The following is a 26,555-nucleotide window of genomic DNA, read 5'->3' on the forward strand; positions in this document are numbered from 1 at the left end:
TTTTTTTATTTTTTATCGATTAATAGAGCGAGCCATCATGGTTGTTGTATGACGAATCCCGCGAATTGCTACTGACATTGTAAAAATATTTTCCACAAGCGCAAGTCCACCATACCCCGCATCACCGATATGTTGAATATCAGCACCGGCAATTTTATTACGAAGGGCAATCTGCTCAATAACAGCTTTACTTGACCCCTCTTGGCTTGTTCCAATTGCTGTCATCACCAATCCACTCAGACTATGAACAGTCTTAATCGCAGAGGTCAGATCCGCTTCGGTAAATCCTGGTATCGTACCTACTGCCGGCATTAAAATCACATCAGCGCCAGCATTAATAAAGGCTTTTAGTACCTCTTCATCCGGTACAACCGGCTCATTAACTCCCGCACCATGCATTTTACCTGCGATGATCATTCCACTAAAATATTTTCGAGCACGTTTGATTGAACTTAATATTTCTTTATTTGTAACTCCCGTTCCAGGATTCCCAGTGAGACAAATAAAGTTAAAGCCAAAATCTTCCGCAGCACTTAGCGTTTCTTTCGAACACATCCGACCTTTTGCGATTACATGTTGAGATTCTAACATGTCCGCACTCATATCTACAGGTTCAAGATTGACACCGACGGGACGACCTACCAATTCTTTGAGACGATGAATTATATTCGGTCCATCAATATCATCCATTCCCGCAATAAAGGGATTGAATGAATCAAATCCATTAAGCAAAATCAAATCAGCACCAAATGCTCTGGCTGCTTCGGCATTCGTAATACCAGATTGAACCGTTCCACGCACAACATTCTCGGAACAAATGGTGCGACCTTCAGCCGCTTTAATAGCCATTTTTAATTCTTGAGCCTTCATATCTGTAAAATCACTTGCATTACAATCTAATATTCTTTTACTCATGAAAATACCTCCTCTTTTCTATGATAATAGTTATTTAAATCCCATATTACGATGAATCAAACGAGCAATAAGTCGATATACTACTTCAGTCATCACAATCGCAATCGCAATTGTAACCGACAATGTAAAGGTACGAACAAGCAATTCTACACCCATGATATAGTCACCGCCAATAAACGATTTAACGGTTTGGTATGCCATGATTCCCGGTACAAGTGTAAAGATTGCAGGAATGTTAAATACTGTTGTAGGCATTTTCAACCGTTTCGCAAACCGCATAGATAACACCGAAACAACGGACGATCCTATGAAAATTGCCAATGTAGCATCAAAGCCACGTTGAACTAAACTCCAATTTACAATCCAACCCATCATCCCCGTTATTCCACAACCCAATAACGCACGTTTCGGTACATCGATAATGATTCCAAATCCAAATGCTGCTGCAAAGGCGCTCAATAGTTGTTTCAGGATCATCATACGAATACCCCCGTCATCACTTGAAGTGAGGCCATAATTCCTGATCCAATCATAATTGCAATAAACAGCGCTTCAACCATAAATACGGTGCCTGATATCGTATTTCCTACAAGAAAGTCACGAATGGAATTCATAATTGGAATGCCCGGAACCATGAGCATAATACTTCCAATAATGACCGTCTCAAAATCAACAATTAAGCCGTTACGTTGCAAACAGATGGTAAGCACACCAATACAAAATGAAGCGATAAATTCCGCAATAAATTTCACATTGAGTTTCTTAGACGAATAATAATGAATCCCGAATCCTATGGTACCTAAAATCATTGTTATTGGGAAATCAAGGATTGACCCTTCAAAAATCAACATCATAAAAGCACTCACAAATGCTGCTGAAACATACTTCATCCATACGGGATATTGCATCGCATCGCTATTGATTTCTTTTAAATTAGCGTACAGTTCGTACACATCAATGTCATTGGCACTAAACATGCGAGATAATTGATTAACATCCGCTAATTTCGCTAAATTGCTACGGCGTTTTTGAATGCGCTTCATTTTAATCTGTTCACCATCGGAAGTCGTCACAAAAATTCCTGTGGGTAATACAAAACTTACACCGGCACCTTCACCCTGCTTTGATTCCAAAATACGGTTCATTGTGTCTTCAACTCGATGCATCTCAGCACCATTTTCCATCATAAGCTTTCCAGCTAAGATACAAGCATCTAATAAAACTTCATATTCTGTTTTTTCCATTGGATCAATCCCCACTTCTTAAACTAACTTTATTATACCTTAAACATTAGCTGGTTAAAGGTTTATTTCTTGTTCACACAAAAGTGAGAAATAAATTACAAAACAGTACCTTGTATTGTAAGGTACTGTGTGATATATTGTATTAACGAGGTGAGGTTATGAACACTCAATTTAAAAAAGGCGTTTTAGAACTTTGTGTTCTATCACTCCTTTCACAAAAAGAATACTATGGTTACGAACTTATCAGTAAAATTTCAGAGACCATCGAGATTACTGAAGGCACCATTTATCCACTTTTAAAAAGACTTAAAGATGATGGTTATGTCTCCACGAAACTTGTAGAATCAACACAAGGCCCTTCGCGAAAATATTACCAATTAACCGAGCGCGGTAAAACATATTCAAAAATACGAATCGATGAATGGTTCGTATTTATTGGACACGTTAACGACCTACTGGGAGGAGAAAACCATGACTAAAAACGAATACTTATACCTGCTAAGAAAAAACTTACAAATATTACCCCAAAATGAGATTGATGATATCATCAATGATGTTCATGAGCATTTTGAATTTGCTCTTGATGAAGGAAAATCCGAAGAAGAAATTTGTCATACACTTGGTGATCCCATCGAGATGGCAAAGCAATATACTGGGGGACGTATCTATGAAGAACCCCCTTACCAAGAGCCAAGACAACGTTCCTCAAATACAGTGTTAACCCTAATTATTAAAATATTCCTCATAATCCTTCTGATCGGACCTATTCTAGGGGTATATGGTGTTTTAATTGGTTTCTTCATCGCTGGAGTTGCGATGATGATTTGTGCGATTCCCGTATTATTAGGTGGAATTCTTCCAATTGTTGCGGTTACCTCATTTGGAATGCTTGCACTCATTGCTCTTGGTCTTTTCCTACTTGGATTAGGAACAGCATGGCTTTCAATTTATGGATTTAAAGCCCTCACAAAGCTTGTGATACGTTTTCTGACATTTGATTTCGGAGGAAACCAGTAAATGAAAAAATCTAAAAAAATATGGATTCCACTTACTCTAATTTTCGTAGGTTTGTTATGTCTAAGTCTGACAGTGGGAACCTCCATAAAAACACTTATCAACAACGACAATAACCCCATCGAAATACAAACTAATTTTGAAGAGGTCGCGAATGTCTTTGATGAACCCATTATAGAAATCAAGATTGAAACAGCTAATATTAATCTCATCGAAGTAAAATACGTTGAAAATGAAACTTATAGTATCACTGCATTTGGCAATTTAGAACAATATCGTGCTAAGGTTAAAAACAGTGTTCTTGAAATCCAAACCATTCCTGATAACTGTAACTTTGGAAACTGTGACTTGAGAAATTTTGATTCCCTCATTCTTGAAATTCCAAAATCATTTAATGGTAATATCCACATTGATTCTATAAAATCCAAAATTCTCGTTGATGGCTTAGGACAAAAAGTAGAGACTCGTTTTTCAATTGATGGACTGGATTCGCAGATTACCGTCAATAATCTGAATGCCTATTTTGATTTAGATAGCATGAATGCTCAAATCGCACTCAATAACAGTGCTGGAATGATTAATCTTGATGGACTAAATACTTCCGCAATCATTAACTCTGTATGCGGAAATCTTGAAATCCAAGCTGACGCGATGTCTACACACACTGAATTTCCGCATGGTGATTCCGGTTCTTACAGTATTGAAATGGACGGTATGAGTAATTCATACTCGAATGTCAATGATGGTCAAAAGCAGTCTTCATTCGGTACGCTTCAGCATCATTTCAATCATGGAACGAAAGGGTACACCATAACCTATAATTCAAATGGTTTAAACAATACTCTCATTGTCAAATAAAAAAAGACTGAAGTTCGCTTATGCGTGCTTCAGTCTTTTTTCTATTATTTATTTCGTAATGCATCAACTTTATTTCTTAAATATGTTTGCAATTCTGTACAAACATCGCGGTTCATCGGTGGAACACCATCAAGCGGATATTCTTTATCGATAAGTTCATATTTATTAACACCCATCGTATGGTAAGGAAGTAACTCAATGCGCTCAATATTATTTAAGGGTGCAATATACTCCGCAAGCTCATCCATGTACTCATACGTATCATGGAATCCTGGAACAATAACCACACGAACCCAAGTATCAACACCATGTTCTTGTGCTTTTTCAAGGAATTGGTGTGTTACGCGAATAGGTGCACTTGTCATTTCACGGTATTTTTTTTCTTCAAGGCCTTTAATATCATAGAGAATTGTGTCCGTAACACTTAAGATATCATCAAACGTATCCGGACGTCCAAATCCAGATGTATCTAAACAGGTACTGATACCTTCCGCCTTACATGCTTTCATCGCTTCATATAAGAATTCTGGTTGATTCAGAGGTTCCCCTCCACAGAAGGTAACACCACCATCGTCACCGAAATAAGGTTTAAAACGACGGAGTTTATCCATTAATTCATCAACAGTAATGGCATCTTCTGGATCGGTTTTCCACATATCGGGATTATGGCAAAATAAACAACGTAAAGGACAGCCTGATAAGAAGGCAATTGTACGAATTCCTGGTCCATCAACCATCCCCATTGTTTCAAATTTACGAACATAACCTGTTCTTGAGTCTTTCATGGTCACATCTCCTTTTAAGTAATACAAGTGTATCATATATCAAAAAATGTACGTGATTAAGGCTCGGGGTGTAAGCGTTTACTGAAATAATAATGTTTACAAATTCACGTATTTCACAAAAAAACGTTTGTACTTAGTATACAAACGTTTTCTTTTCACAAAGATTGATAATCGTTATTACTCTTTTTCTTCACGCCAAATAACACCACCAAGCGATGTTAGTTTGTTGTCAATATCGTCATAACCTCGATCAATATGATATATTTCACTAATTTCAGTTACGCCCTCGGCGATAAGTCCTGCAATCACAAGACATGCTCCACAACGTAAATCTGTTGCTTCGACTTTAGAACCGTACAATTTTGAAGGTCCATCAATAGAAGCTTGCGAAGGTACAAGTTGAATGGTTGCACCCATTCGGTTTAATTCATTACAATGTTTAAATCGTTCTGCGTAAATGGTCTCTTTAATGGATGATTGTCCATGTGTTTGTGTAAGTAACGCAGTCAACGGCTGTTGAAGATCGGTTGCAAATCCCGGATAGGTTTGCGTTGTAATATCGATTGCTTCAAGTGGTTTGGTTGCTTTACGAATACGTGCATAATCCACACCCACTTCAATATCGACACCCATTTCAATAAGTTTTGAAATTAAAGCATCTAAATGTTGTGGAATAATGTTTTCCACAGTCATATCATCTGCCGCTGCTGCAGCCATAATAATATAGGTTCCCGCTTCAATTCGATCAGGAATCATCTCATGTGGTTTTCCGGTTAAACGTTCAACCCCTTCGATGGTAATTACATTCGTTCCCGCACCACGGATGTTTGCACCCATCTTATTTAAGAAGTTCGCAACATCAATAATTTCAGGTTCTTTTGCGGCATTTTCAATAACCGTCTTACCTTCAGCTAAGACAGCTGCAAGCATAATATTAATGGTCGCACCTACAGATTGAAAATCAAGATAAATCTTCGCACCAATGAGACGTTCTGCAGAAATCTCATAAAATCCATGTTTGTACTCAATTGAAGCTCCCAGTGCTTCAAATCCTTTTAAATGTAAATCAAATGGTCGCGGTCCTAGATAACAACCACCTGGCATTTGCATTTTCACATACTTATATTTTCCTAATAGTGCTCCCATAAAATAATAGGACGCACGTAATTTTGTAACTGCTTCATGATCTAAATCCACATTTTTCATACCTGTCGTATCAATTTGGAAGTGATCAGGGGTTGGTGATGATACATTTACATTAAGTTCTCTTAATAAAACTGATAAAGATTCCACGTCCGAAATATTCGGAACGCCATAAATATTAACTTCACTATCAGATGCGAGAATGGCTGCAGGAATCAATGCTACAGTAGCATTTTTTGCTCCACTAATTCTTACCTTGCCGTTTAATCGATGTCCACCTTCAATTTTTATAACTTTTGCCATTCAAACAACTCCTTTTGTCCATTGATATTATAACCGATAACGAATAGAAAATATACCTATCCACCATCTCTCATTTGATATTCATAATCGTTTGAAATATCATGCATTATGGTAAATAGGTATTTATACGTAAAATAACTAATCTTGAATCAATTTTTTTTGAATTAAAAAGTCTCTTGCTACTTTTTCCGGATTCTTGACTTCCACATCAACCAAGTAGTTAAGCTGACGGGATTCATCTGTTGTAATCATGTCCGAAAGTTTTTCGAGGACTGCTTCAACACCAGGGAAATCACGTTCTAAATCATCGCGCACCATAAATGCCGATTGGTAACGCGGAAAGAAAGACGCATCATCTTCAAGCATTGTAACAGGATAACGGTTAACCATTCCATCGGCACTTGTTACCAAGGTTACATCCATATTGTCACTGTCCAAACCAGCAAGTTTCAGACCAATATCGATTGAGTTTGCTTCTTTAAAATCCAGTCCATAAAAGGCTGTCAGTGGTTTATAGCGAACTGATCCATTATCATCAAAAAATGAATGTTCAGCAGCGAAAACGAGATCTTTAGCAATCGGTTTTAAATCAGAAATCGTTTTAAGATTATATGCTTCGGCTAGTGAATCATTTACTGCTACGACATACGAGTTCTCAGAACCTAAAGGTTTTAATAATTTTACATGTGCCTTTTCTTGTGCTAAGGCATTAGTGTAATCAAAAAGTGTTTGATTTTCAGGAATATCCTTTGGATCTTGTTTTAAAAATGTTGTTAGAACGGTTCCGTCCCAACTTAATGTCATATCCATAGCTCCGCTTTTAATTTGGTCAAAGGCTAAATTATAAGCCATCGAAGGTTGAATATACACATGATAATCTGTATATTCCTCAATCATAATCTTTGCCATATAGGTCGCAACATTCATTTCCGCAATATCGCCATCAATGATGACAAGATCGCCTTCTTGTCGGCTTCCACAACCACTCAGTACCAGAAGTGAAACCAGACATATTAAGAGTTTCTTTTTCATTCGGTTTTACCTCCTTGTTTCGCAACAAGACGTTTTTCATAATATCCCATTGATGTATCAATCGCTAGGGATATCAAAATTAAGGCCAATGTCCCATAACCAATCAGTTTCATATTCTGTGTGCGGACGCCACGATATAAAATCGACCCGAGTCCACCTCCACCAACGAGTGAACCAAAGACTGCAACTCCTACTGAAGTCACCACCGCAATCCGCATTCCTGAGAAAATAAAGGGGAACGCAATTGGTAATTCTACTTTGAAAAGACGTTGAATTTTCGTCATTCCCATTCCCTTAGCGGCTTCTCGAATCCCAGGATCAACACTTTCTAACCCAGTGACAGTATTCAAAACAACCGGTAATAAGGAATAAAGTACCAGTCCGATAATTACTGTTTTTTTAGTAGGTCCGAAAAAGGCCATTAGGATTCCTAACATTGCAAGCGTTGGAATCGTTTGCAAGATATCCACAACAAGCAGGATGGGTTTTTTAAATTTTGGATAAACGTAAGCAATCATTCCCACAATCAAGCCAATGATGAGTAAGAAAAATGCAGATACCAAAACCAGAAATATATGCTCTAAAATCATATTAACGGTCATTGTGTGCACCTCCTGTTTTTAGCCCTTTGGGGATGAATTTGGTTTGAAGATAGTCTACAAAGTAACCCATCAGGATAGCAAGAATTGCGGAAGGAATGGCCCCAATTAATATCGTTTCTTGTACGTTCGTATCAATCCCACGATAAATAAAGACACCCAATCCACCTTGACCAATCATCGCTGCGAGAACCGCCCAACTTACGGTATACACCGTGGACATTCGAATACCCGCAAAGATTGATGGAACAGCCATCGGCAATTCAACCTTAATTAATGATTGCCACTGCGTCATTCCAATACCTCGTGCGGCTTCTACCAAGCTTTGATCAACATCTAAAATTCCTGCGTAGGTATTCTTCAATACCGGGAAAATTGCATAAGCCGTGAGTGCAATGTAGATCGTTTTGGGGCGCATCCCCGTATAAACAAACAATACCCCAATAAACACAATACCGGGTATGGTTTGAAACAACCCAATTATCGGCATGATATATTTCGATATTTTTTTGAAGCGCGATAAAATTGAAGCCAATATAATCGCAATGATTGATCCCAGCGTAACCGCTACAACCACAAATTTAATATGCGTTAAAATCGCTCTGAGAAGTTCGGGGATAATTTCTTTACTCATTACTATCACCACCCCAAACAACGTTTGTTAGACTGCGTGCAATAGATCCGCGCGTAATGATACCCACCACTTCACGATCATCATTAATGACGATAACATAATCTCGTTTATTTTCTGTAATCTCACCAATAGCTTGTTGAGCGTCATCATTTTGATTAAAGGCAGGAACACTCTTTTCCACAACCTCGGCAACACGTTGATAATCATCACGTTTTGAAATCAATTCATCGATCCACGCTACACCCAAATACTTTTTATGTTGATCAATAACGACAACGCTGTTTAAATCCCGAGTTCTCATAAGACCAAGACATTCAAGAATCGGTCTTCGATCAAATACTTTAAAGACATTAGGTTTCATAAGATCACCGCAGGTTAAGTCCACCGATGAACCATTGTCATGCATTTGTTTCCCCATAAATTTCTTAACTTGTTGCGTTGCTGGATGACGTAACATTTCTTCCGGTGTTGCTTTCTGTACAATCTTCCCATTTTCCATAAAGACAATTGTATCCGCCATTTTAATTGCTTCATCCATATCGTGGGTTACGAAAACAATTGTAATCCCAAGTTTTTCTTGAATTGATTTAACTTCATCTTGCAAAGCATCACGGGTTACAGGATCCAATGCACCGAAAGGCTCATCCATTAAAATAACGGGTGGATTTGCAGCTAAAGCCCGCAAAACACCGATACGTTGTTGTTGCCCACCACTTAATTCAGAAGGATAACGATTTGCATAGGTATCGTATGGCATCCCTACTAAAGGCATTAATTCGCGCACACGTTCATCAATACGTTTTTCATCCCATTTCAATAAACGGGGTACCACCGCAATATTATCTGCGAGGGTCATGTTGGGGAATAGTCCGATTTGTTGGATAACATAGCCAATATTACGACGTAAATCGATGACGTTCATATCATCGATTTTTTGTCCTTTAATGAATATTTCTCCACCATCATGTTTAATAATCCGATTCAACATCTTCAGTGTTGTTGTTTTACCACAGCCAGATGGTCCAATAAGACAGACAAATTCTCCTTGATTAATTGTTAAATTTAAGTTTTCAATAACAACTTTATCATTGTAAACTTTCTTTACATTTCTATATTCAATCATAAATTTTCCTCCTATATAAATTTCTGCCGCATAAAAAAAAATGTACACGACATTTCCCTTAAAATTCATTCAGAATGTTGATTTAAGCACAACTTAATTAAGAGTCTATTATGAAAAAATTTCATAACAATAGAACTATTATAACGCAAATTATGTTCCTAAACAAATGACCACCGCTTTCAAAGAGGGCTCTTCTCTAAAAATTCATACAAGTATTAATATATTTTAAGGCTGAACTTACGGAACGCCACCAAAAGAAAAGAACCCCTCTTGGGATTCTTATACAAATATTCTAAGGGCCATCATTTCATTACTTCGACCTTCTTTTTCATAGTGTGAAATAATTTTTTTAATAGTTTTTTCAGCCAAAAAAGGGGCCATCCCAACAAAGTTATCAGGGTTGTTTGCGGAGTTACCCAAGAACTTATCCACAATCTCATCCAACTTCGCTTCTGATAGAAATGGGCAATAACCAATTAAATCACTTATATCTTCCAATTTATCCACAATCATAGCTAAGCCTTCTTCGTCTAAGAATGGCGCTAACGCAATGAGTTCACTCGGGTTTTTATCAGCAAGTTTTGCTGCCAATAACATCATTGCATCCTTTTCAAGAAATGGTGCAATTCCGATAAGTTCGTTGTGGTTATCAATATCACAGTTCGATACAATATCTCTTAACGAAGTATCACTCAAAAATGGGGCAAGCGCAATTATTTGCTTAGCGTCAAGTTTATCGAGATTATCCTTCATCCACTGATCAATATGTTCATCATCAAGAAATACAATCAGCTCCAACATCATTTCAAAATCGAAATCATGATTAAGCATCCCGTCCATTGCTTTTTTTAAATCTTCAGGTTTCATAATGGGGGCAATACTTACAAGTTCATCAGCATTAAGCACTTCTTCTTGTTTAATTTTCCCAACCGCTTTAGCGATTTTCTCATTGCCCATTAACGTATCAATCGAAATATTGAAAATATGAGATAAATCAATCAACTTGCTAATATCTGGAGATGTTAGCCCATTCTCCCACGAAGAAATCGCTTGGTGACTGACACCCATGCGTTCAGCTAACTGACTTTGTGTTTCATTCATCTCTTTCCGTTGTGAAGCAATGCATTTTCCTAATTTAATCATGTCAAATTCCATACTTTGTCTCCTTTTTAGTTCGAATAGACTCGCTGAGCGTTTATTAAACGCATTGTGTGTGGAGTATAGGAAATCCCCACAACCATGTTCTAATTGAATTATTATACCGCCCTACCGCTCTTGAAACGGCTCTCGTGCATGAATAGCGCATTTCATGTCGTAGGTTGTACCTCCTTCTGTTTTAATCATACGGATTATGCATATCAAATTAAAGCAAGCGCTCCTTGAATTACTCAAACTCCCCTTGAAAAGAAAAAAAGAACCGCATTTAACGGTTCTTTGATGATGAAGCCTGAGTGTAGAGATACCCTACTAAAACAGCACCACCAATAATATTCCCTATATATGAAAATAAAATATTCGATAAGAATTCAGTTAATTGAATCACACCATTTTGCATGCCAGCAGTCAATAAGAACATATTTGCCACACTATGTTGGAAGCCGAGTAATACAAAAACCATTACCGGGAACCAAATTCCTAGAATTTTTCCAGCACCATCTTTAATGGCAACATTCAACCATACCGCTAATCCAACGAACCAATTACAACCAATACCAGAAATTAAAGTTGCCATCGGTGAATATGCCGCCTTACCCATTGCTAAGCGATTCACGGTTTCAGTATAGTGACTTAGTTCTCCACGTCCGAGAATTAACGCAACAAAAACGGCCCCTACTAAGTTCGCAAGTGTAATCACGCTCCAGTTTATGGTAAGTTCTTTGAGCGAAACTTTTTGATTTGCATAAGAAGTTCCAACCACCGTCATATTACCCGTGATTAACTCACCACCTGCAAGTAAAATAACAATCAAACCAATTGGAAATACACTGGCTCCCAATACATTCCCCAATCCACCATCAACGGTCGCTACGATTTTAATATAAGCAAGATATCCTAACGAAATCATTGCCCCCGCAATAAATCCTAGAATACAACGTTGCTTCATTGATTTATGTACCTTCTTAACCCCTAATTCCGATACACGTTCAACAGTTTCATCTAATGAATACATAAGTCTCCTCCAAGTTCCAAATGTAATCTTACGTTGTGATGCGTGGCAATTCAAGAGCCTATCGATAAAGTTTGTGAATCTTAACGCATTATTAATTTAAATTGTTTCGCATTGTCAGTACTTTGTTTATATCCGTCCTGATTGCACAAAAAAACCATCACCATATTGCTATGATGATGGTTATTAAATTTTAGATGTGATTTGAATTAAGCTTTGTTAGCTGAACCCATCATATCAATTTTTTCTTTAACTGTAGCACGGATTGCATCTGTACCTGGAGCTAAGAGTTTACGAGGGTCAAATCCTTTACCTTCTAAATCTTTTCCTGATTCGATGTATTTACGTGTTGCTTCAGCAAATACTAATTGACATTCTGTGTTAACGTTAATTTTTGAAACACCTAATGCGATTGCTTTTTTGATTTGGTCTTCAGGAATTCCTGATCCACCGTGTAATACTAAAGGAATGCTTCCTGTAGCAGCTTTAATTGCTTCTAAAGTTTCAAAGCTTAAACCTGCCCAGTTTTCTGGGTATTTACCGTGAATGTTACCAATACCAGCTGCTAGGAAATCAATTCCTGTGTCAGCGATTGTTTTACATTCTGCTGGATCTGCAAGTTCACCAGTACCGATGATTCCGTCTTCTTCACCACCGATTGAACCTACTTCAGCTTCTACTGAAACACCTTTTGAGTGTGCTAATTCAACGATTGCTTTTGTTTGTGCTAAGTTTTCGTCGAATGGCAAGTGTGATCCATCATACATAACGGATGTAAATCCTGCTTCGATGCATTCTTTAGCGCCTTCAAAACTACCGTGGTCTAAGTGTAATGCTACAGGAACTGTAATATTAAGTTCTTCTAACATACCGTTAACCATTCCTACGATTGTTTTGTAACCTGTCATATATTTTCCAGCACCTTCAGATACTGCTAATAAGATAGGTGATTTCATTTCTTCTGCCTGAAGAAGAACTGCTTTTGTCCACTCTAAGTTATTAATGTTGATTGCTGGTACAGCGTAGTGTCCGTCACGTGCTGCTTCCAAAATGCCTTTAGCTGATACTAATGCCATAATAATAAATTCCTCCTATTTATATATCTATTCTACTCTTTTTTTCGCAAATTGCAAAGACGCATTCACAAATCCATAGAATAATGGATGCGAACGGTTTGGTCTTGACTTAAACTCTGGATGATATTGACAAGCCACAAAATAATCATGGTCCTTAAGCTCAACAATTTCAACTAATTGTCCATCCGGACTTAAGCCGCTAAAGCGTACTCCAGCCTGTTCAAATTGCTCACGATATTTATTATTAAATTCATAACGATGACGATGACGTTCAAAAATTACATCTTCATGATTATAGAGATCATAAGCTTTTCCTTCATGATCAAGTTGACAAGGATAGTTTCCTAAACGCAATGTGCCTCCAAGATCTGTATGTTGTAATTGATCTTCCATAAGGTCAATTACAGGATACAAGGTTTCCGGTACAAGTTCTGTTGAATGTGCACCTTCTAATTCACATACATTGCGACCAAATTCAATCATCGCAACTTGCATTCCTAAACAAATCCCAAAATATGGAACATTGTTTTCTCGTGCATATTGTGCAGCTAAGATTTTTCCTTCTACGCCACGCAATCCAAATCCTCCAGGTACAAGAATACCATCTAACCCTTTAAGTGTTTCTGTAACATTCTCGGCTGTAATCTCAGCGGAGTCGATCCATTCAACTTCAACTTCACTACTGCATGCATATCCTGCATGCAGTAGTGCTTCACTTACAGACAAGTAAGCATCGTGCAATTGAACATATTTCCCAACAAGACCAATTTTAACTTTATGTTGTAGGTTTTTTGCACTGTCAATCATTGCGGACCATTCCGTCATATCGGCTGCGGGTAAATCACCTAATCCAAATTTATGAAGAATATAATTATCAAGTCCTTGCGCTTGGAATGAAAGTGGAAGTTCATATAAGTTTTCCACATTACGGGATTCAATGATCGCATTGTCATTAACATCACAGAAAAGCGCAATCTTATTCTTCATATCTTGTGTTAAAGGCTCATCACAACGGGTAACAATAATGTTAGCTTTAATTCCGTGTGACATGAGTTCTTTAAAACTATGTTGTGTTGGTTTTGTTTTGAATTCGTTACTTGCAGGAACTTTAGGAATGAGTGTAGTATGAACAAACACAACATCCTCAGTCTTGTTTTCCGCATGTACTTGACGTACTGCTTCTAAAAAAGGAAGCGATTCGATATCTCCTACGGTACCACCAATTTCAGTGATAACAACATCGGCTCCCGATTCTTTTCCAGCATCATAGATTTTATTTTTAATTTCATCTGTGATATGTGGAATAACTTGAACTGTGGCACCTAAATAAGCACCTTTACGTTCCTTATTAATAACACTTGAGTAGACACGACCTGTAGTAATGCTGGCATTTCTCGTTAACTCTTCATCAATGAAGCGTTCATAGTGACCTAAGTCTAAGTCTGTTTCGGCACCATCTTTAGTTACGAAAACCTCACCATGTTGGTATGGTGACATTGTTCCTGGGTCTACGTTAATATATGGATCAAACTTTTGCATGAACACTTTCATGCCGCGATTTTTGAGCAATCGCCCAATCGATGAAGCGATAATTCCTTTACCAATTCCGGATACAACACCTCCGGTTACAAATATATACTTTGTTGTCATGTCTAATCTCCTTCTACTACAAAAATAAAAGCTCCCAATAAATTTGGAAGCTGCTGCCCTTTTATATTTTAGCAAACTTAATATATGAGTTCAACCAAAGACTTCAATTATTCTTCCTCAATACTCGGAACAATCTCAAATTCTTCGAAATCTTCATCATAATCGTCGTATGTGTCTAATAAATCAGGGTCGATTTGTAAACTTTCTAAAGTATGACGCTCGCGTAAATCCCATTTATTTCCTTCTAATGAGATAAAGCGTGAATCCATCATCATTGCATTGTAGAATGATGCCACTTTTCGTTTTGAAACTTCTTCAGTGAAATTCACTTCTTCGGCGACTTCTTTCCATAGTTTATTAAATACAATTTCTTTTCTTTTTCTCTTTAATTTTTCATATGCAATATCACTCAATGATTTTGATGACATATTTTATACCTCCGGTTCCCACCTACATTCGAATTCAAGCGTATCAATCAATGACCCAGCCTGCTTCAAATGATACCTCATATAAAGAAGACCACTTTTAACTTCCAGTGCTTCTACTTCAACCTCGAACACTAAGATACCCTGTTCATTCGAAACGAGCAACTCTGTTCGTTCGCCTTTACAGAAACGTCCTTGTGTCAACCATTCTCCCTGCCGCTTAAACGACACTTCGTCATTGGTGAAATCAAGAATAACGTATGCATCTTCTTCGTCATACATTATGCGTTGATACGGTCCATAGTTTATGAGATCAGCTTGGTTATCGGTTCGATGAAACGATTCATCACGAGACTTTTGCTTAATAGTGACTTTAGTTTTGATGGAGATCCCCCTTACGTATTTCACCTATGTATTATATGGCTTTGGACACCAATGTCAACAAGTTTATTACATAAAGTAAAAAAGTGTGCTTGAATACGCACACTTTCATTTTACATTCACATTACTTCACAAGATAGGCCTCAATTTCACTCACTTCTCGCATAATCTGTGGACCTAAATCTTCACATCCTGTTTCGGTTACAAGAAGGTCAGTTTCAATACGAATTCCGATTCCTTCTTCCGCAATATAGAGACCCGGTTCATTGGTAATAACGTTACCTGGTACTAACGGCTGAGTTCGATCAACCCAAACATCATGCGTATCAAGTCCCAATGAGTGTCCAATACTATGATAGTAATAACGACTCACTTCTTCTACATTATCAATAAGACCTAATTTAATACATGATTGTCCCAATGTTTCTTTCGCAATATCATTGAGCTCCATGATTGAAATTCCTGGACGTACCGCTGCATTAATTGCATGGAATGTATTTAAAACTTCTTGATATACTTCTTTTTGACGCGGTGTAAAAGTTCCGTTAATTGGGAACGTACGGGAAATATCCGCTCCATATCCATTAACACGAATCCCTAAGTCTAATAAAACAAGTTCATTATCGTTAAGTGGTTGATTGTTTGAAATATAATGAAGGACGGTTGCATTTTTACCGGACGCACAAATCGTATCAAACATTAAGTCTCCAAATGCTTTATTGCCTTCATATAAGAAACGGGAAGCCATAAAGTTTTCGTTGCCACCTGGTTTCATCTCTTCAAGCATTGCTTTAATCGCGTGATCGGTCACATCAATGGCATGGCGAATCGCTTCAACCTCTTCTGGATGTTTAACTTGTCGACAACGCACAAGACAATCAAATACATCAACAACATTTTCTTCACCGACTGCATCCGCAAAGACTAATCCTGATGAATGCTCGACATCACCAATTGTGTCATGATCCATATCAACACCAATTGTTAATCCTGAATCTAAAATGGATGTGACATAAGCATCAAATTCGTTAAAGTATCGTACATCTTCAATTCCTGATATCGCTTGAGCTTCTCCTTTTGTCATAAAGTAACCGACCCATTTTTCCATATTAGGGTCGATTTCTCTTAAGAAAAGAATTTCATGGTTCTTGTCTTTTTCAAACACAACAACAGCTTCTGGTTCTTCAATACCTGTTACATAATAAAAGTTTCGATTCGCTGAGAAAGGATATTCGGCATCTGCTGAACGACGAACGCCGCATCCGCTGAATAAAAACGTAACTGTCTTTTCGGGCAATTCATTCATGACCTTCTCACGAATATCAATATAAGTTTGTTTCTTCATGATTATACCTCCTCAGGGTAGAAAATCTTTTCGTCCTTTTTATTTTCACCGGCTGCAAATCCCCGAACGATGGAGGATGCGCTGGTTAATTCTACGAGGCTACCATCTTTTAATGCAACCCAAAGTCCCTCTTCTCCATTCTCCACATAAGGTGAATAAAGAATTTGCGACTGTTGATCACAAATAACATAGTAACGGTCATCATAACCGGCTTGTGCAACGCGTGCTTTAATCGCATCAACTTGCGCAAGCGATTCTAAATCTTCATATTTAAAGAGTTTTCGATTTAAAAGACGTAACGCGAGGTCTTTTAAAATTGGATCTTTCGATTTTGTAAGGGACATAAATCCTGCATAGCACGTCGATTCATCCAATTCAAAATGCTCTTGCGTGCTGATTTGTCCCTCTGTCACGAAGGGTTTGAAAAATGAGAGTTCATCGCCTAATTCTGAACCTTCATGTACTAAATCTTTCATGCGTTCAAAAATAGCAAACAAAATCATTTCAAAACTCCGTGAGGTTGGATGCAAATAAACTTGCCAATACATTTGATAGCGAGCCATGATGTAATCTTCAACAGCATGAATACCGCTTTCTTTCACAACGATTTTGTCTCCTAATACAGTAAGGGTTCGTAAAATACGTGACAAGTCAAACTCACCATAACTTACACCTGTGAAATAGGAATCTCGTAATAGATAATCCATCCGGTCCGCATCCAACTGACTGGAAATAATTTGAGTCAACAGTTTACGAGGATGACGGTGGGCAATAATATCTGCAACCATTTGGGGTAAACTTGGGTGAGCATCCTTTAATACCCGATTGATTTCGGTTGTTTCTAAAATAATTCGATCCGTAAACATTTCGTGGTTAACCGACGTTACCGATTCAAAAGCGTGGGAAAAAGGACCATGACCAACATCATGAAGTAATCCAGCGCATAATAATGCGACATACTCCAAATCATTCAATGAGTCGGATAACCCGTTCACATTTTCAACCATTAGACGAACAACTTCGTAAACCCCTACAGAATGGGAAAATCGCGAGTGTTCTGCCCCATGATAGACTTGGTTGGTCCCACCAAGTTGATGAATTCGACGGAGTCTTTGGAATTCTGGTGCGTTAATCAGATCCCAAATCACTTGATGATGTACATGAATGTATCCATGCACAGGGTCTCGCAAGACCTTGTGCTCGGAAGTAGGTTTAAAGTTGATTGATGTATTCATTCAATCGTTTTTCAACAACGTCACGGCCTAAAAGATATAACGCACTCATTAAGTCTGGTCCGTGAGTTTGGTGTGTAGCACTTACTCGTAGTCCCATAAACAATGGTTTTCCTTTAAGTCCCGATTCAGCCTTAGCAGCATTAAATGCTTCTTTAAGTGAATCCACATCCCATGATTCAGGTAAATTGTTGAGGAATGCTTTTGCAACAACTGGTGTTGTTTCCCATTCTAATACTTCTTTTTCCGAATCTGTGAGTGTTGGTTCTACAAAATACGGTTCAATGAGTGATCCGATTTCTGCACCATATTGTAATTGTTCTTTGAAGAGTAAGAGACATTTTTTAATCCATGTTTCATCTTTATTGGATAAATCATGTGCTGCTTCCGCGAATGGTCTTACAAATGCAAGCCACGCTTCGTCTTCTTTTTCTTTTAAGTATTGGTGGTTCATCCATGTTAATTTTGTAACATCAAACATTGATGGTGCTTTCGATAAACGTTCTTCACTGAATTCCGCAATCAATTCATCATGTGTAAAGAGCTCTTTTTCACCCTTTGGTGACCATCCAAGAAGTGCCATAAAGTTAAACATTGCTTCAGGCAAATACCCTTGATCTTTATATTGACTGATATATTGCATAACCGAATTATCGCGTTTGGATAATTTCTTGCCGTTTTCATTCACAATTAAAGTCATGTGACCAAATAACGGAACATCCCAGCCAAACATTTCATAAAGCATCATTTGTTTTGGTGTATTTGAAATATGTTCTTCACCACGGAATACGTGTGATATTTCCATAAGATGGTCATCCACTACAACGGCAAAATTATAGGTTGGAATACCATTTGATTTAACGATGACCCAATCACCAATATCTTTGGATTCAAATGAGATTTCTCCACGAACCATATCATTAAAGGTATAGGTTGCATCCGTTGGCACACGTAAACGTACAGAGTAAGGACGTCCCTCTGCTTCATAACGGTTTTTAGTTTCTTCATCTAGGTGAAGACATGTGCGACTGTAACGTGTTGATTGATGTCCTGCTGCAACTTGACGTTTATAATCTTCGTCGAGTTCTTCAGTTGTACAGTAACATTTGTAAGCATCGCCACTTGCTAATAATTTTTCTACATACTCATTATAAATATCTAAACGTTCCATTTGACGGTAGGGAGCGTATTCAGGTTTTGGTTTATCTGGAGACTCATCTGGAACAATCCCTAACCAGTTTAAGTAATAAAGTTGTGATTCTTCACCGCCCTCAACATTGCGTTCAATGTCCGTATCCTCAATACGAAGTACAAAATCACCGCCGTGGTGTTTTGCAACTAAATAATCAAATAACGCTGTACGTGCGTTACCGATATGAAGAAATCCGGTTGGACTTGGTGCATATCTTACTCTAACTTTTTTCATTTTTAGTACCTCTTTCCAAATTCCATACTATTATAGCATGGATATGTCAAGGATTAAATGGTTAACAATCTCATAAAACCCTAAAAAACCAATACAAATATCTTGCAATCTATCATAAAAAAAAGAACCTACTGAGTAGGTTCTTCACGTTCAATCATCATTGCGACACCCATGCCGCCACCAATACATAATGAAGCAATGCCTCGTTTGGTATTAGAATGGATTAATTCATAAATTAAAGTGACCATAATGCGAGCACCTGATGCTCCAATTGGGTGACCGATCGAGATTGCCCCTCCATTAACATTCACTTTGTTTAAGTCTAAGTTTAAATCACGACAAACAGCCAAAGATTGAGATGCAAATGCTTCGTTCAACTCAAAACGATCCACAGTCTCTAAGTCGGTATTTGTTTTTTCTGCTAATGTCTTCACTGCATAGTAAGGTGCATAACCCATAATAGATGGATCAATTCCTACTTCAGAAAAGCCCTTGATCGTAGCTATTATCTCTACATCTAAAGCTTCTGCTTTTTCACGACTCATCAATACAAGTGCAGCAGCACCATCATTAACCCCTGATGTATTCCCTGCCGTCACACTTCCATCCAATTTAAAACTTGGTTTTAATCGTTGTAATCCTTCAATGGTCGAATTAGTTCGAATAAATTCGTCCGTATCAATGATCTCACGGCCGTTATTCACAGGCACAATTTCATCTTTAAAAAGTCCGGCTTCCAACGCTCGTGTGGCACGCAGTTGCGATTCAAGTGCAAATGCATCTTGATCTTCACGTGATATTTTGAATTGTTCGGCAACATTTTCTGCTGTTACCCCCATCAATTCATTGGTAAATGCGTCAATAAAACCATCTTTTTGGATTGTATCTTCTGTTACTAGATTTTGAAATTTCGAACCAAAACGGCCATTTTTGATTATATGTGGCGCTTGGGACATGTTTTCAAAACCACCCACAACCACAACATCCTTCTCACCGAGCATAATGGATTGCATCCCTAGATGAATAGACTTCATCCCGGAACCACACATCTCATTAATGGTCATGGCAGGTGTTGTATATGGAACTCCAGAAAACACCGATGCTTGACGCGCTGGGTTTTGTCCTAATCCTGTTTGGATGACATTTCCCATTACTACGTATTCAACATCTTCCGGCGAAATCTTTGCACGATGAATTGCTTCTTTAATAACTGCAGTTCCTAGTTCAACCGCTGAAGTTTTCAAGAAGCTTCCCCCGAATTTACCTATCGCAGTGCGCGCAGCACTGACTATAACTACGTCTCGCAAAAAATCACTCCTTCTAAAATGTCGGCTAGACAATTATACCGTTTACAATATATAAACACAACATTTTCTGTAACGCCTATCTCTATCTCGAAACATAGTTTACCATTTGAGATGAAAAAGAGCGCATTTTCACACAAGATACCATAAGTTTATGCTCAAAAAGACTTACTTCGTGTGAAATTCTTTTGAATAACACATAATTTTTGCTTATTCGTCAGGACACTATTATAATTAAAGCATATTGAAAAAGGAGAAATTCCATGGAAATTGGACTTGATAAAATTGGGTTTTATGCCCCTTCAACGTATATTGATATGGTTGATCTCGCGCATGCGCGTGGTATCGACCCCAATAAATATACCCTTGGACTTGGACAAGATAAGCAATCCGTGTGTCCCCTATCCCAAGATACCGTCACGCTGGGTGCAAATGCCGCCGCAAAGATTTTAAGCGAATCGGATAAAGATATTATTGATCTCGTAATCTTAGCAACCGAATCTGGCATTGATCACTCAAAAGCAGGAGCAACCTCGATTCATACTTTGCTTGGGATCAATCCCTTTGCACGCTGTGTTGAACTAAAACAGGCTTGTTATGGTGCAACTGCAGGAATCCAACTGGCAAAAGGACATATTGCTTTAAACCCTGGTAAAAAAGCGCTTGTCATCGCGAGCGATATTTCACGTTATGGTTTAAATACTGGAGGTGAAGCAACACAAGGTGTTGGTTCTGTCGCAATGTTAATCAGTGCAAATCCTCGGATAATGACTTTAGAGGAAGATGCTTCGTACTTTTCAGATGATATTTGGGATTTCTGGCGTCCAAACTACAGCGATGTTGCTTTTGTGGATGGTAAGTATTCCAATGAACAATATCAACGTCTCTTTACAACCGTTTATGAAAATTACCTTATGAAAACAAAACGTACCTTAACAGACTTTAAAGCCCTTTGTTTCCATATCCCTTATACAAAACTCGGTTTAAAATCCCTAAAACTAATTGCTAACGAAACAGATCATGCCACGTTATTTGAAAACTTCAAAATTAGTACGAAATATAATCGCCAAGTAGGAAACATTTATACAGGTTCATTATATTTAAGCTTACTCAGTCTTCTTGAAAACGGTGATTTAAACGCGGGTGACCGTATTGGTCTTTACAGTTACGGATCGGGTGCTGTTGGTGAATTTTTCTCTGGCGTTCTTCAGCCCAACTATAAAGATGCCCTTTTGATGACCCACCAAAAGGAATTGGACGAACGTAAACAACTATCAATTCCAGAATATGAAGAGCAATTTAAGGCTAAACTGGTAACAGATGGAACTCATCAGATTTTATCACGTGATTCTGACGGATTTGCCCTCGAATCAATTCGTGACCATCGTCGTTATTATCAAAAATAAAACGTTCTTTACGAACGTTTTTTTTATGCGAGTATTTCTGCTTGGATTTTTTTTGGTAGCTTTTGTAAGACTAATTGATAAGCATCGATAATTAATTTTTTCAAAAGCATGTCATCAAATTCGCAATCAAGTCGAATTGAAATCCAATGAACTTTATTCATGTAGTAGCCTTCCAAAACAACATTAGGAAAGAGTTCCCGATATCGTGCACCTTCACTTGGTTCTACTTTTAATGTAACAATAGGATTACCCGCTTTATTGGTTCCCATCATCAAATACATCTTTGACCCAACTAGCGCTCGTTCAGACTGCCACGCTTCTTTATAATCATACTCAGTCCCTTTGTTTTCAAGACAAATTGTTTTAATTTCAGCCGGCATCATAATGCGGCACCCGCAAATGTCAGCACAACACCATCAGGATCTAAAAGTGCAAATTCTTGCGTACCATAAAACGTTGTGTTTAACGGTTTCACTAAATTTGTGTGACTCTTTAAACGTTCATATTCTGACAAAACATCCGTAACTTTTATAAAAAGCGTTAAGCTTGGCTTAATCGTTTTCGTTTCTAGACTAGGATATTCCTCGATGAGGGTTTCTTTTTCTTCTAACATGAGTGTAAAGCCATCACAGCCTAGAATTGCGAAAGTGTAGATTCCCTCAACTTCCACAAAATCATAAACATCACAGTTCAAAATTTCTTGGTAAAACGAGATACTCGCTTTCACATTACTCACCATTAAATTTGGTGTAAATTGTTCAATCATCAAATCACCTCTATTTATATTATCGTTTAATCCTCAGACAGCTTATTGGAAATATCCGTCATGTTATAACGCATCAATAGTTCTCGAGGTGTTATGCCCATATTCTTTTTAATCTCGTTATTGAAATGGGCCTGATCATAATATCCAAAAAGCAAAGCAATTTCAGTGAATGTTTTATTTTGATAAATAATTGCATAAAGACTTTTTTGAAAACGAATAATATTGATTATCATCTTTGGATTTAAGGCAAAAGCATTTTTAAAATGACGTTGCATTTGTCGTTCACTGTATCCATATTTTGAAGCTAAATCCTGAACATTTAAGATTAATGCATCTTTCCACATTTCATCAAAAAGAGCCATCAATGGTGTCGGTTTCTTATTTTTGATGTACTGAATCAAATATTGAATCATTTGGTCCTGTAGCGATTCCAAACTTTGGTCATAATTAATTTTAAAATTTGGATCAACATCTTGAATGTTTAAATATTGATCCATCGCTCGATACGCAGGTAATCCAAAAAGCGCATGAAAAGCACCAGGCTTCATACGAAAGCCTACATATATATCTTCACTGCGATCAACAAAATTAAAATTCGTATTGCTCATTCCCGAAAACCCAACAGTATGATCCGTTACAGATAGAATTAAATCGATACAACCATCGGGAAGAATGATATTTTCCACCTCATTATGTTGTTCAGGATTTCTCCCTTGAATTGACCACATACAGATAACAAAATCTCCTAGTTCAGGAATAAAAGATTCTTGATAATCAAAAATTTCATTGAACATTTGATTGAGAATATGAGGACATTGAATGGGTTTGTACATAGAAACCTCGTTTCCTTCTGTGTTAAGATATCCATATTATAAAATAATTTAAGGAAGAAGGGAAATTGATGGCCTATTTTAACTACCACGCTAAAGCTAAACAACTCATTGCCGAAGGACACCTCACACATTTTGAAATTGTGGACAATTGGAATGGAATCAAACCTGCTTTAGTACTTTATTTTGATAACAATCGCCCAATGCCCATTCGCGAATATCGTTGGCCTGAATATTTTGAAATAATCTAAAAAAAAAAAGAACGTAGGTTCTTTTTTTTATAATTTATGGAATTGTTCAACATCTATTACAAAGACGGTTGCGCCTCCAACTTGAACTTCAACTGGGAAGGATGCATAACGTCCGATATCATATGAAGCTGTAGATGGTACTACTTCAGTACGTTTACTACATTCATTACCAATGATTTCTAAACAACCTTCCACACGCTCATCATCAACACCAATAATCAATGTTGTGTTTCCTGCGCGTAAAAATCCACCTGTTGTAGCAAGACGCGTTACTTGGTAGTTTTCTTTATTTAAAGCATTTGATACTACTGAACTGTCATCGTTTGATACGATAGCTAATACTAATTTCATAAGATTCCCTCCTCTTACCTTGGTTTCATTATAACATATAAATTTTATTGCGATGTGATTATTTATTAACATAAAACCCCACTTTTGTGTGGGGTTTTATGTTTTATTTAATTATTAAATCTAAAGTGAACAATATCGCCATCTTTCATGACGTATTCTTTTCCTTCAGAACGCATCTTTCCGGCTTCTTTAATCGCTTGTTCGCTACCGTACTCAACAAGGTCAACAACATTATAAGTTTCTGATCGAATGAATCCTTTTTCAAAATCAGTATGAATTACGCCTGCACATTGAGGTGCTTTCATACCATTTACAAAGGTCCATGCACGAATTTCTTGAGGTCCAGCAGTAAAGAACGTACGTAGATTTAAGATTTCGTAACTGTTTCGGACAAGAACGTCCAATCCACTTTCATGAACACCTAAATCAGCAAGAAATGCTTCTTTTTCGTCATCTTCAAGACTCGACAAGTCTTCTTCAACCTTAGCACAAACCGGAATCACACGGCATGAACGCGCTTCTGCATAAGCTTTAACTTTTTGATACATCTCATTGCTATCAATATCCATCAAACTATCTTCATCAATATTTGCGACATAGATTACAGGTTTAATTGTAAGGAAATGGAATGTACGAGCAAGTTTTAAGTCATCTTCAGACAAACTTAAATCACTTAATGGACGGTTGTTTTCAAGTGTTTCTTTTGCGCGATCCAATAACTTCATCTCTGCCATTGCTTCTTTATCATTTGATTTTGCCTTACGACCGACACGTGATATACGATTTTCAACACTTTGAAGATCGGCTAGCATCAATTCAATTTCAATAATTTCAATGTCTGAGATAGGATCTCCGACTACGCCATGTTCATGAACAATATCAGAGTTGGCAAAGCAACGTACAACGTGGACAATCGCATCCACTTCACGAATGTTTGAAAGAAATTGGTTTCCCAATCCTTCCCCTTTAGAAGCCCCTTTTACAAGACCTGCAATATCTGTAAATTCAAATGTTGTAGGAATAATTTTCTTTGATTCAATATGTTTTTGGATTGTATCCAAGCGTGGGTCATTGACTTTTACCACTCCTACGTTTGGTGCAATCGTCGCAAAAGGATAGTTTGCTGCCTCAACTTGTGACTTCGTGATTGCGTTAAATAATGTGGATTTCCCAACATTTGGTAATCCAACAATGCCTGCTGTTAATGCCATCTATAATTCCTCGTTTCTTTCAATTACTTTTTTTAATTTTTTTTCAAAATTTTGACGGGTAAGCATAATAACAGAGCCACACCCTTCACATTTAATCTTTATATCTGCACCCATACGTGTAATTTTAAAGTACTGGGACTTTTTGCATGGATGATCTTTTTTCATTTGCACAATATCGCCTAAACCATATACTTTATCAATCATGCTGACACTCCTTGAGTTTATATGCAATCATCGTATTTTCAAGTAGACTCGCAATTGTCATCGGACCAACACCCTTAGGAACCGGTGTTGCATATGCAGCAATTTCATAAGCGTTATGATCAACATCGCCAATTAATCTACCATCAACTCGATGAATGCCTACATCTATTAAAACATGTTTCTTGGTAATCCAGGAGGCAGGTATCGCCTCAGGTTTTCCCATAGCAACTACAATTATATCATTACTTCGCACAAGTTCCTCTAAGTTTTTTGTTTTTGAATGCGCTAATGTGACCGTCGCATTACTTTGAGTCAGAAGCGTCGCTACAGGATTCCCCACTAAGCGACTTCGACCAATCACTAAAGCGCGTTTTCCTTCAATTGCTATATCATACCAATCTAATAAACGCATAATTCCTTTAGGTGTGCACGAAACAAACCGGGGCTTATTTAACTCCAAATAACCCACATTGAGGGGATGCAATCCATCAACATCTTTGCATGGATCGATCGATTCTATAATAACATCTTCATCAATATGTTGAGGCAACGGCAACTGCACAAGAATACCATCAACATCTTGATCTTGATTCAAGTTATCAATGATATCCAACAATGCTTCCTGGGTTATTTCTGCTTCACATGCAATCGCATTGGATGTGAAGCCAACCGATTTACATTGTTTTACTTTTGAGTTTACATAAGTTTGAGACGCCGGATCATTACCCACAATCACCACAGTCAGTGATGGTGCGCGTTTTCCACGGTCTAAAAGACCTTCCGTTTCCACTTTTAGTGAAGCACGAATGGCTTTTGAAACTGCCAGTCCATCAAGTATCGTTGTCATGTTATCATCTCCAATTAACGTCTTTTATAATAC

Annotated in this window: 31 protein-coding genes; 5 read left to right on the plus strand and 26 right to left on the minus strand. The window is 37.6% G+C overall.

Annotated features, from left to right (window positions below; translation table 11 throughout):
• Positions 1-12: 12 nt before the first annotated feature.
• From B096_RS0108565 to B096_RS0108575, 3 genes are read right to left on the minus strand one after another with little or no spacing between them, the layout of a single operon-like run.
• Positions 13-915 (minus strand): DUF7916 family protein, encoded by a 903-nt coding sequence (locus B096_RS0108565; protein ID WP_018580319.1) that lies wholly within the window; start codon positions 913-915, stop codon positions 13-15.
• A 30-nt stretch (positions 916-945) separates the two neighbouring features.
• Positions 946-1,395 (minus strand): threonine/serine exporter family protein, encoded by a 450-nt coding sequence (locus B096_RS0108570; RefSeq protein WP_018580320.1) that lies wholly within the window; start codon positions 1,393-1,395, stop codon positions 946-948.
• On the minus strand, positions 1,392-2,159 hold the full coding sequence (locus tag B096_RS0108575; protein WP_018580321.1) for a threonine/serine exporter family protein: 768 nt from the start codon (positions 2,157-2,159) through the stop codon (positions 1,392-1,394). Before B096_RS0108575 ends, B096_RS0108570 begins: the two co-directional genes overlap by 4 nt.
• 158 nt (positions 2,160-2,317) lie before the next feature.
• Between B096_RS0108575 and B096_RS0108580 the strand changes: the two genes are divergently transcribed.
• From B096_RS0108580 to B096_RS0108590, 3 genes are read left to right on the plus strand one after another with little or no spacing between them, the layout of a single operon-like run.
• The gene (locus B096_RS0108580) at positions 2,318-2,638 is read left to right on the plus strand and encodes a PadR family transcriptional regulator (RefSeq protein ID WP_018580322.1); all 321 of its coding nucleotides are present in this window, start codon (positions 2,318-2,320) and stop codon (positions 2,636-2,638) included.
• Entirely contained in the window at positions 2,631-3,176 is a 546-nt protein-coding gene (locus B096_RS0108585) for a DUF1700 domain-containing protein (protein ID WP_018580323.1), read from the plus strand. The genes B096_RS0108580 and B096_RS0108585 overlap by 8 nt, the downstream gene beginning before the upstream one ends.
• Entirely contained in the window at positions 3,177-4,031 is an 855-nt protein-coding gene (locus B096_RS0108590; RefSeq protein ID WP_018580324.1) for a hypothetical protein, read from the plus strand. It abuts the gene before it with no gap.
• Positions 4,032-4,075: 44 nt separating this feature from the next.
• On the opposite strand, the gene pflA is transcribed toward B096_RS0108590, so the two are convergent.
• The 16 genes from pflA to B096_RS0108670 all read right to left on the minus strand — a co-directional run bounded on the left by pflA (position 4,076) and on the right by B096_RS0108670 (position 20,659).
• On the minus strand, positions 4,076-4,816 hold the full coding sequence (pflA, locus tag B096_RS0108595; RefSeq protein WP_018580325.1) for a pyruvate formate-lyase-activating protein: 741 nt from the start codon (positions 4,814-4,816) through the stop codon (positions 4,076-4,078).
• Positions 4,817-4,993: 177 nt separating this feature from the next.
• Positions 4,994-6,262, minus strand: a complete 1,269-nt coding sequence (locus tag B096_RS0108600) for a UDP-N-acetylglucosamine 1-carboxyvinyltransferase (RefSeq protein ID WP_018580326.1) — start codon at positions 6,260-6,262, stop codon at positions 4,994-4,996.
• Positions 6,263-6,400: 138 nt separating this feature from the next.
• Positions 6,401-7,294, minus strand: coding sequence for a glycine betaine ABC transporter substrate-binding protein (locus B096_RS0108605; protein WP_026254173.1), 894 nt, complete (start codon positions 7,292-7,294; stop codon positions 6,401-6,403).
• Positions 7,291-7,896 carry an ABC transporter permease gene (locus B096_RS0108610; protein ID WP_026254174.1) on the minus strand — a complete coding sequence of 202 codons (606 nt, stop codon included), beginning with the start codon at positions 7,894-7,896 and terminating at the stop codon, positions 7,291-7,293. Before B096_RS0108610 ends, B096_RS0108605 begins: the two co-directional genes overlap by 4 nt.
• Positions 7,886-8,527 (minus strand): ABC transporter permease, encoded by a 642-nt coding sequence (locus B096_RS0108615; protein WP_018580327.1) that lies wholly within the window; start codon positions 8,525-8,527, stop codon positions 7,886-7,888. The genes B096_RS0108610 and B096_RS0108615 overlap by 11 nt, the downstream gene beginning before the upstream one ends.
• Complete coding sequence (locus tag B096_RS0108620) at positions 8,520-9,650, minus strand: betaine/proline/choline family ABC transporter ATP-binding protein (protein ID WP_018580328.1); 1,131 nt, start codon at positions 9,648-9,650, stop codon at positions 8,520-8,522. Before B096_RS0108620 ends, B096_RS0108615 begins: the two co-directional genes overlap by 8 nt.
• Positions 9,651-9,929: 279 nt before the next feature.
• Positions 9,930-10,793 (minus strand): helix-turn-helix domain-containing protein, encoded by an 864-nt coding sequence (locus B096_RS09775; RefSeq protein WP_208853748.1) that lies wholly within the window; start codon positions 10,791-10,793, stop codon positions 9,930-9,932.
• A 280-nt stretch (positions 10,794-11,073) separates the two neighbouring features.
• Positions 11,074-11,820 carry a formate/nitrite transporter family protein gene (locus tag B096_RS0108630; protein ID WP_018580330.1) on the minus strand — a complete coding sequence of 249 codons (747 nt, stop codon included), beginning with the start codon at positions 11,818-11,820 and terminating at the stop codon, positions 11,074-11,076.
• A 206-nt stretch (positions 11,821-12,026) separates the two neighbouring features.
• Complete coding sequence (gene fba / locus B096_RS0108635; RefSeq protein ID WP_018580331.1) at positions 12,027-12,893, minus strand: class II fructose-1,6-bisphosphate aldolase; 867 nt, start codon at positions 12,891-12,893, stop codon at positions 12,027-12,029.
• Positions 12,894-12,920: 27 nt separating this feature from the next.
• A complete protein-coding gene (locus B096_RS0108640; protein ID WP_018580332.1) occupies positions 12,921-14,543 on the minus strand; it encodes a CTP synthase in 1,623 nt (540 codons plus the stop codon).
• A gap of 107 nt (positions 14,544-14,650) precedes the next feature.
• The gene (rpoE, locus tag B096_RS0108645; protein WP_018580333.1) at positions 14,651-14,971 is read right to left on the minus strand and encodes a DNA-directed RNA polymerase subunit delta; all 321 of its coding nucleotides are present in this window, start codon (positions 14,969-14,971) and stop codon (positions 14,651-14,653) included.
• A gap of 3 nt (positions 14,972-14,974) precedes the next feature.
• The gene (locus tag B096_RS0108650) at positions 14,975-15,376 is read right to left on the minus strand and encodes a DUF1934 family protein (RefSeq protein WP_018580334.1); all 402 of its coding nucleotides are present in this window, start codon (positions 15,374-15,376) and stop codon (positions 14,975-14,977) included.
• A gap of 97 nt (positions 15,377-15,473) precedes the next feature.
• The gene (locus B096_RS0108655; protein ID WP_018580335.1) at positions 15,474-16,694 is read right to left on the minus strand and encodes an aminopeptidase P family protein; all 1,221 of its coding nucleotides are present in this window, start codon (positions 16,692-16,694) and stop codon (positions 15,474-15,476) included.
• A gap of 2 nt (positions 16,695-16,696) precedes the next feature.
• Positions 16,697-17,929, minus strand: coding sequence for an HD domain-containing protein (locus B096_RS0108660; protein ID WP_018580336.1), 1,233 nt, complete (start codon positions 17,927-17,929; stop codon positions 16,697-16,699).
• Positions 17,907-19,352, minus strand: a complete 1,446-nt coding sequence (gltX, locus tag B096_RS0108665) for a glutamate--tRNA ligase (protein ID WP_018580337.1) — start codon at positions 19,350-19,352, stop codon at positions 17,907-17,909. Before gltX ends, B096_RS0108660 begins: the two co-directional genes overlap by 23 nt.
• Positions 19,353-19,480: 128 nt before the next feature.
• Positions 19,481-20,659, minus strand: coding sequence for an acetyl-CoA C-acetyltransferase (locus B096_RS0108670; protein WP_018580338.1), 1,179 nt, complete (start codon positions 20,657-20,659; stop codon positions 19,481-19,483).
• Between the two features lie 260 nt (positions 20,660-20,919).
• Between B096_RS0108670 and B096_RS0108675 the strand changes: the two genes are divergently transcribed.
• A complete protein-coding gene (locus B096_RS0108675; RefSeq protein ID WP_018580339.1) occupies positions 20,920-22,062 on the plus strand; it encodes a hydroxymethylglutaryl-CoA synthase in 1,143 nt (380 codons plus the stop codon).
• 23 nt (positions 22,063-22,085) lie between these two features.
• Here the strand turns inward: B096_RS0108675 and B096_RS0108680 are convergent, their stop codons facing one another.
• The 3 genes from B096_RS0108680 to B096_RS09705 are packed head-to-tail and all read right to left on the minus strand — an operon-like array spanning position 22,086 to position 23,661.
• Positions 22,086-22,445 (minus strand): MmcQ/YjbR family DNA-binding protein, encoded by a 360-nt coding sequence (locus B096_RS0108680; protein ID WP_018580340.1) that lies wholly within the window; start codon positions 22,443-22,445, stop codon positions 22,086-22,088.
• Positions 22,442-22,828 carry a VOC family protein gene (locus B096_RS0108685; protein WP_018580341.1) on the minus strand — a complete coding sequence of 129 codons (387 nt, stop codon included), beginning with the start codon at positions 22,826-22,828 and terminating at the stop codon, positions 22,442-22,444. The genes B096_RS0108680 and B096_RS0108685 overlap by 4 nt, the downstream gene beginning before the upstream one ends.
• A gap of 26 nt (positions 22,829-22,854) precedes the next feature.
• Positions 22,855-23,661 (minus strand): helix-turn-helix domain-containing protein, encoded by an 807-nt coding sequence (locus B096_RS09705; protein ID WP_018580342.1) that lies wholly within the window; start codon positions 23,659-23,661, stop codon positions 22,855-22,857.
• Between the two features lie 68 nt (positions 23,662-23,729).
• Here B096_RS09705 and B096_RS0108695 point away from each other — a divergent pair, with 68 nt between their 5' ends.
• Positions 23,730-23,909, plus strand: a complete 180-nt coding sequence (locus B096_RS0108695; protein WP_018580343.1) for a hypothetical protein — start codon at positions 23,730-23,732, stop codon at positions 23,907-23,909.
• A 27-nt stretch (positions 23,910-23,936) separates the two neighbouring features.
• On the opposite strand, the gene B096_RS0108700 is transcribed toward B096_RS0108695, so the two are convergent.
• The 4 genes from B096_RS0108700 to B096_RS0108715 all read right to left on the minus strand — a co-directional run bounded on the left by B096_RS0108700 (position 23,937) and on the right by B096_RS0108715 (position 26,522).
• Positions 23,937-24,260: a cyclic-di-AMP receptor gene (locus B096_RS0108700; protein ID WP_018580344.1), complete on the minus strand. Its 324-nt coding sequence runs from the start codon at positions 24,258-24,260 to the stop codon at positions 23,937-23,939.
• Between the two features lie 107 nt (positions 24,261-24,367).
• The gene (ychF, locus tag B096_RS0108705; protein ID WP_018580345.1) at positions 24,368-25,471 is read right to left on the minus strand and encodes a redox-regulated ATPase YchF; all 1,104 of its coding nucleotides are present in this window, start codon (positions 25,469-25,471) and stop codon (positions 24,368-24,370) included.
• The gene (locus B096_RS0108710; protein ID WP_018580346.1) at positions 25,472-25,675 is read right to left on the minus strand and encodes a DUF951 domain-containing protein; all 204 of its coding nucleotides are present in this window, start codon (positions 25,673-25,675) and stop codon (positions 25,472-25,474) included.
• Positions 25,668-26,522 (minus strand): bifunctional 5,10-methylenetetrahydrofolate dehydrogenase/5,10-methenyltetrahydrofolate cyclohydrolase, encoded by an 855-nt coding sequence (locus tag B096_RS0108715; protein WP_018580347.1) that lies wholly within the window; start codon positions 26,520-26,522, stop codon positions 25,668-25,670. Before B096_RS0108715 ends, B096_RS0108710 begins: the two co-directional genes overlap by 8 nt.
• Positions 26,523-26,555: the final 33 nt, after the last annotated feature.

This window comes from Erysipelothrix tonsillarum DSM 14972, from assembly GCF_000373785.1.
In the GTDB taxonomy this organism is placed as follows: domain Bacteria; phylum Bacillota_I; class Bacilli_A; order Erysipelotrichales; family Erysipelotrichaceae; genus Erysipelothrix; species Erysipelothrix tonsillarum.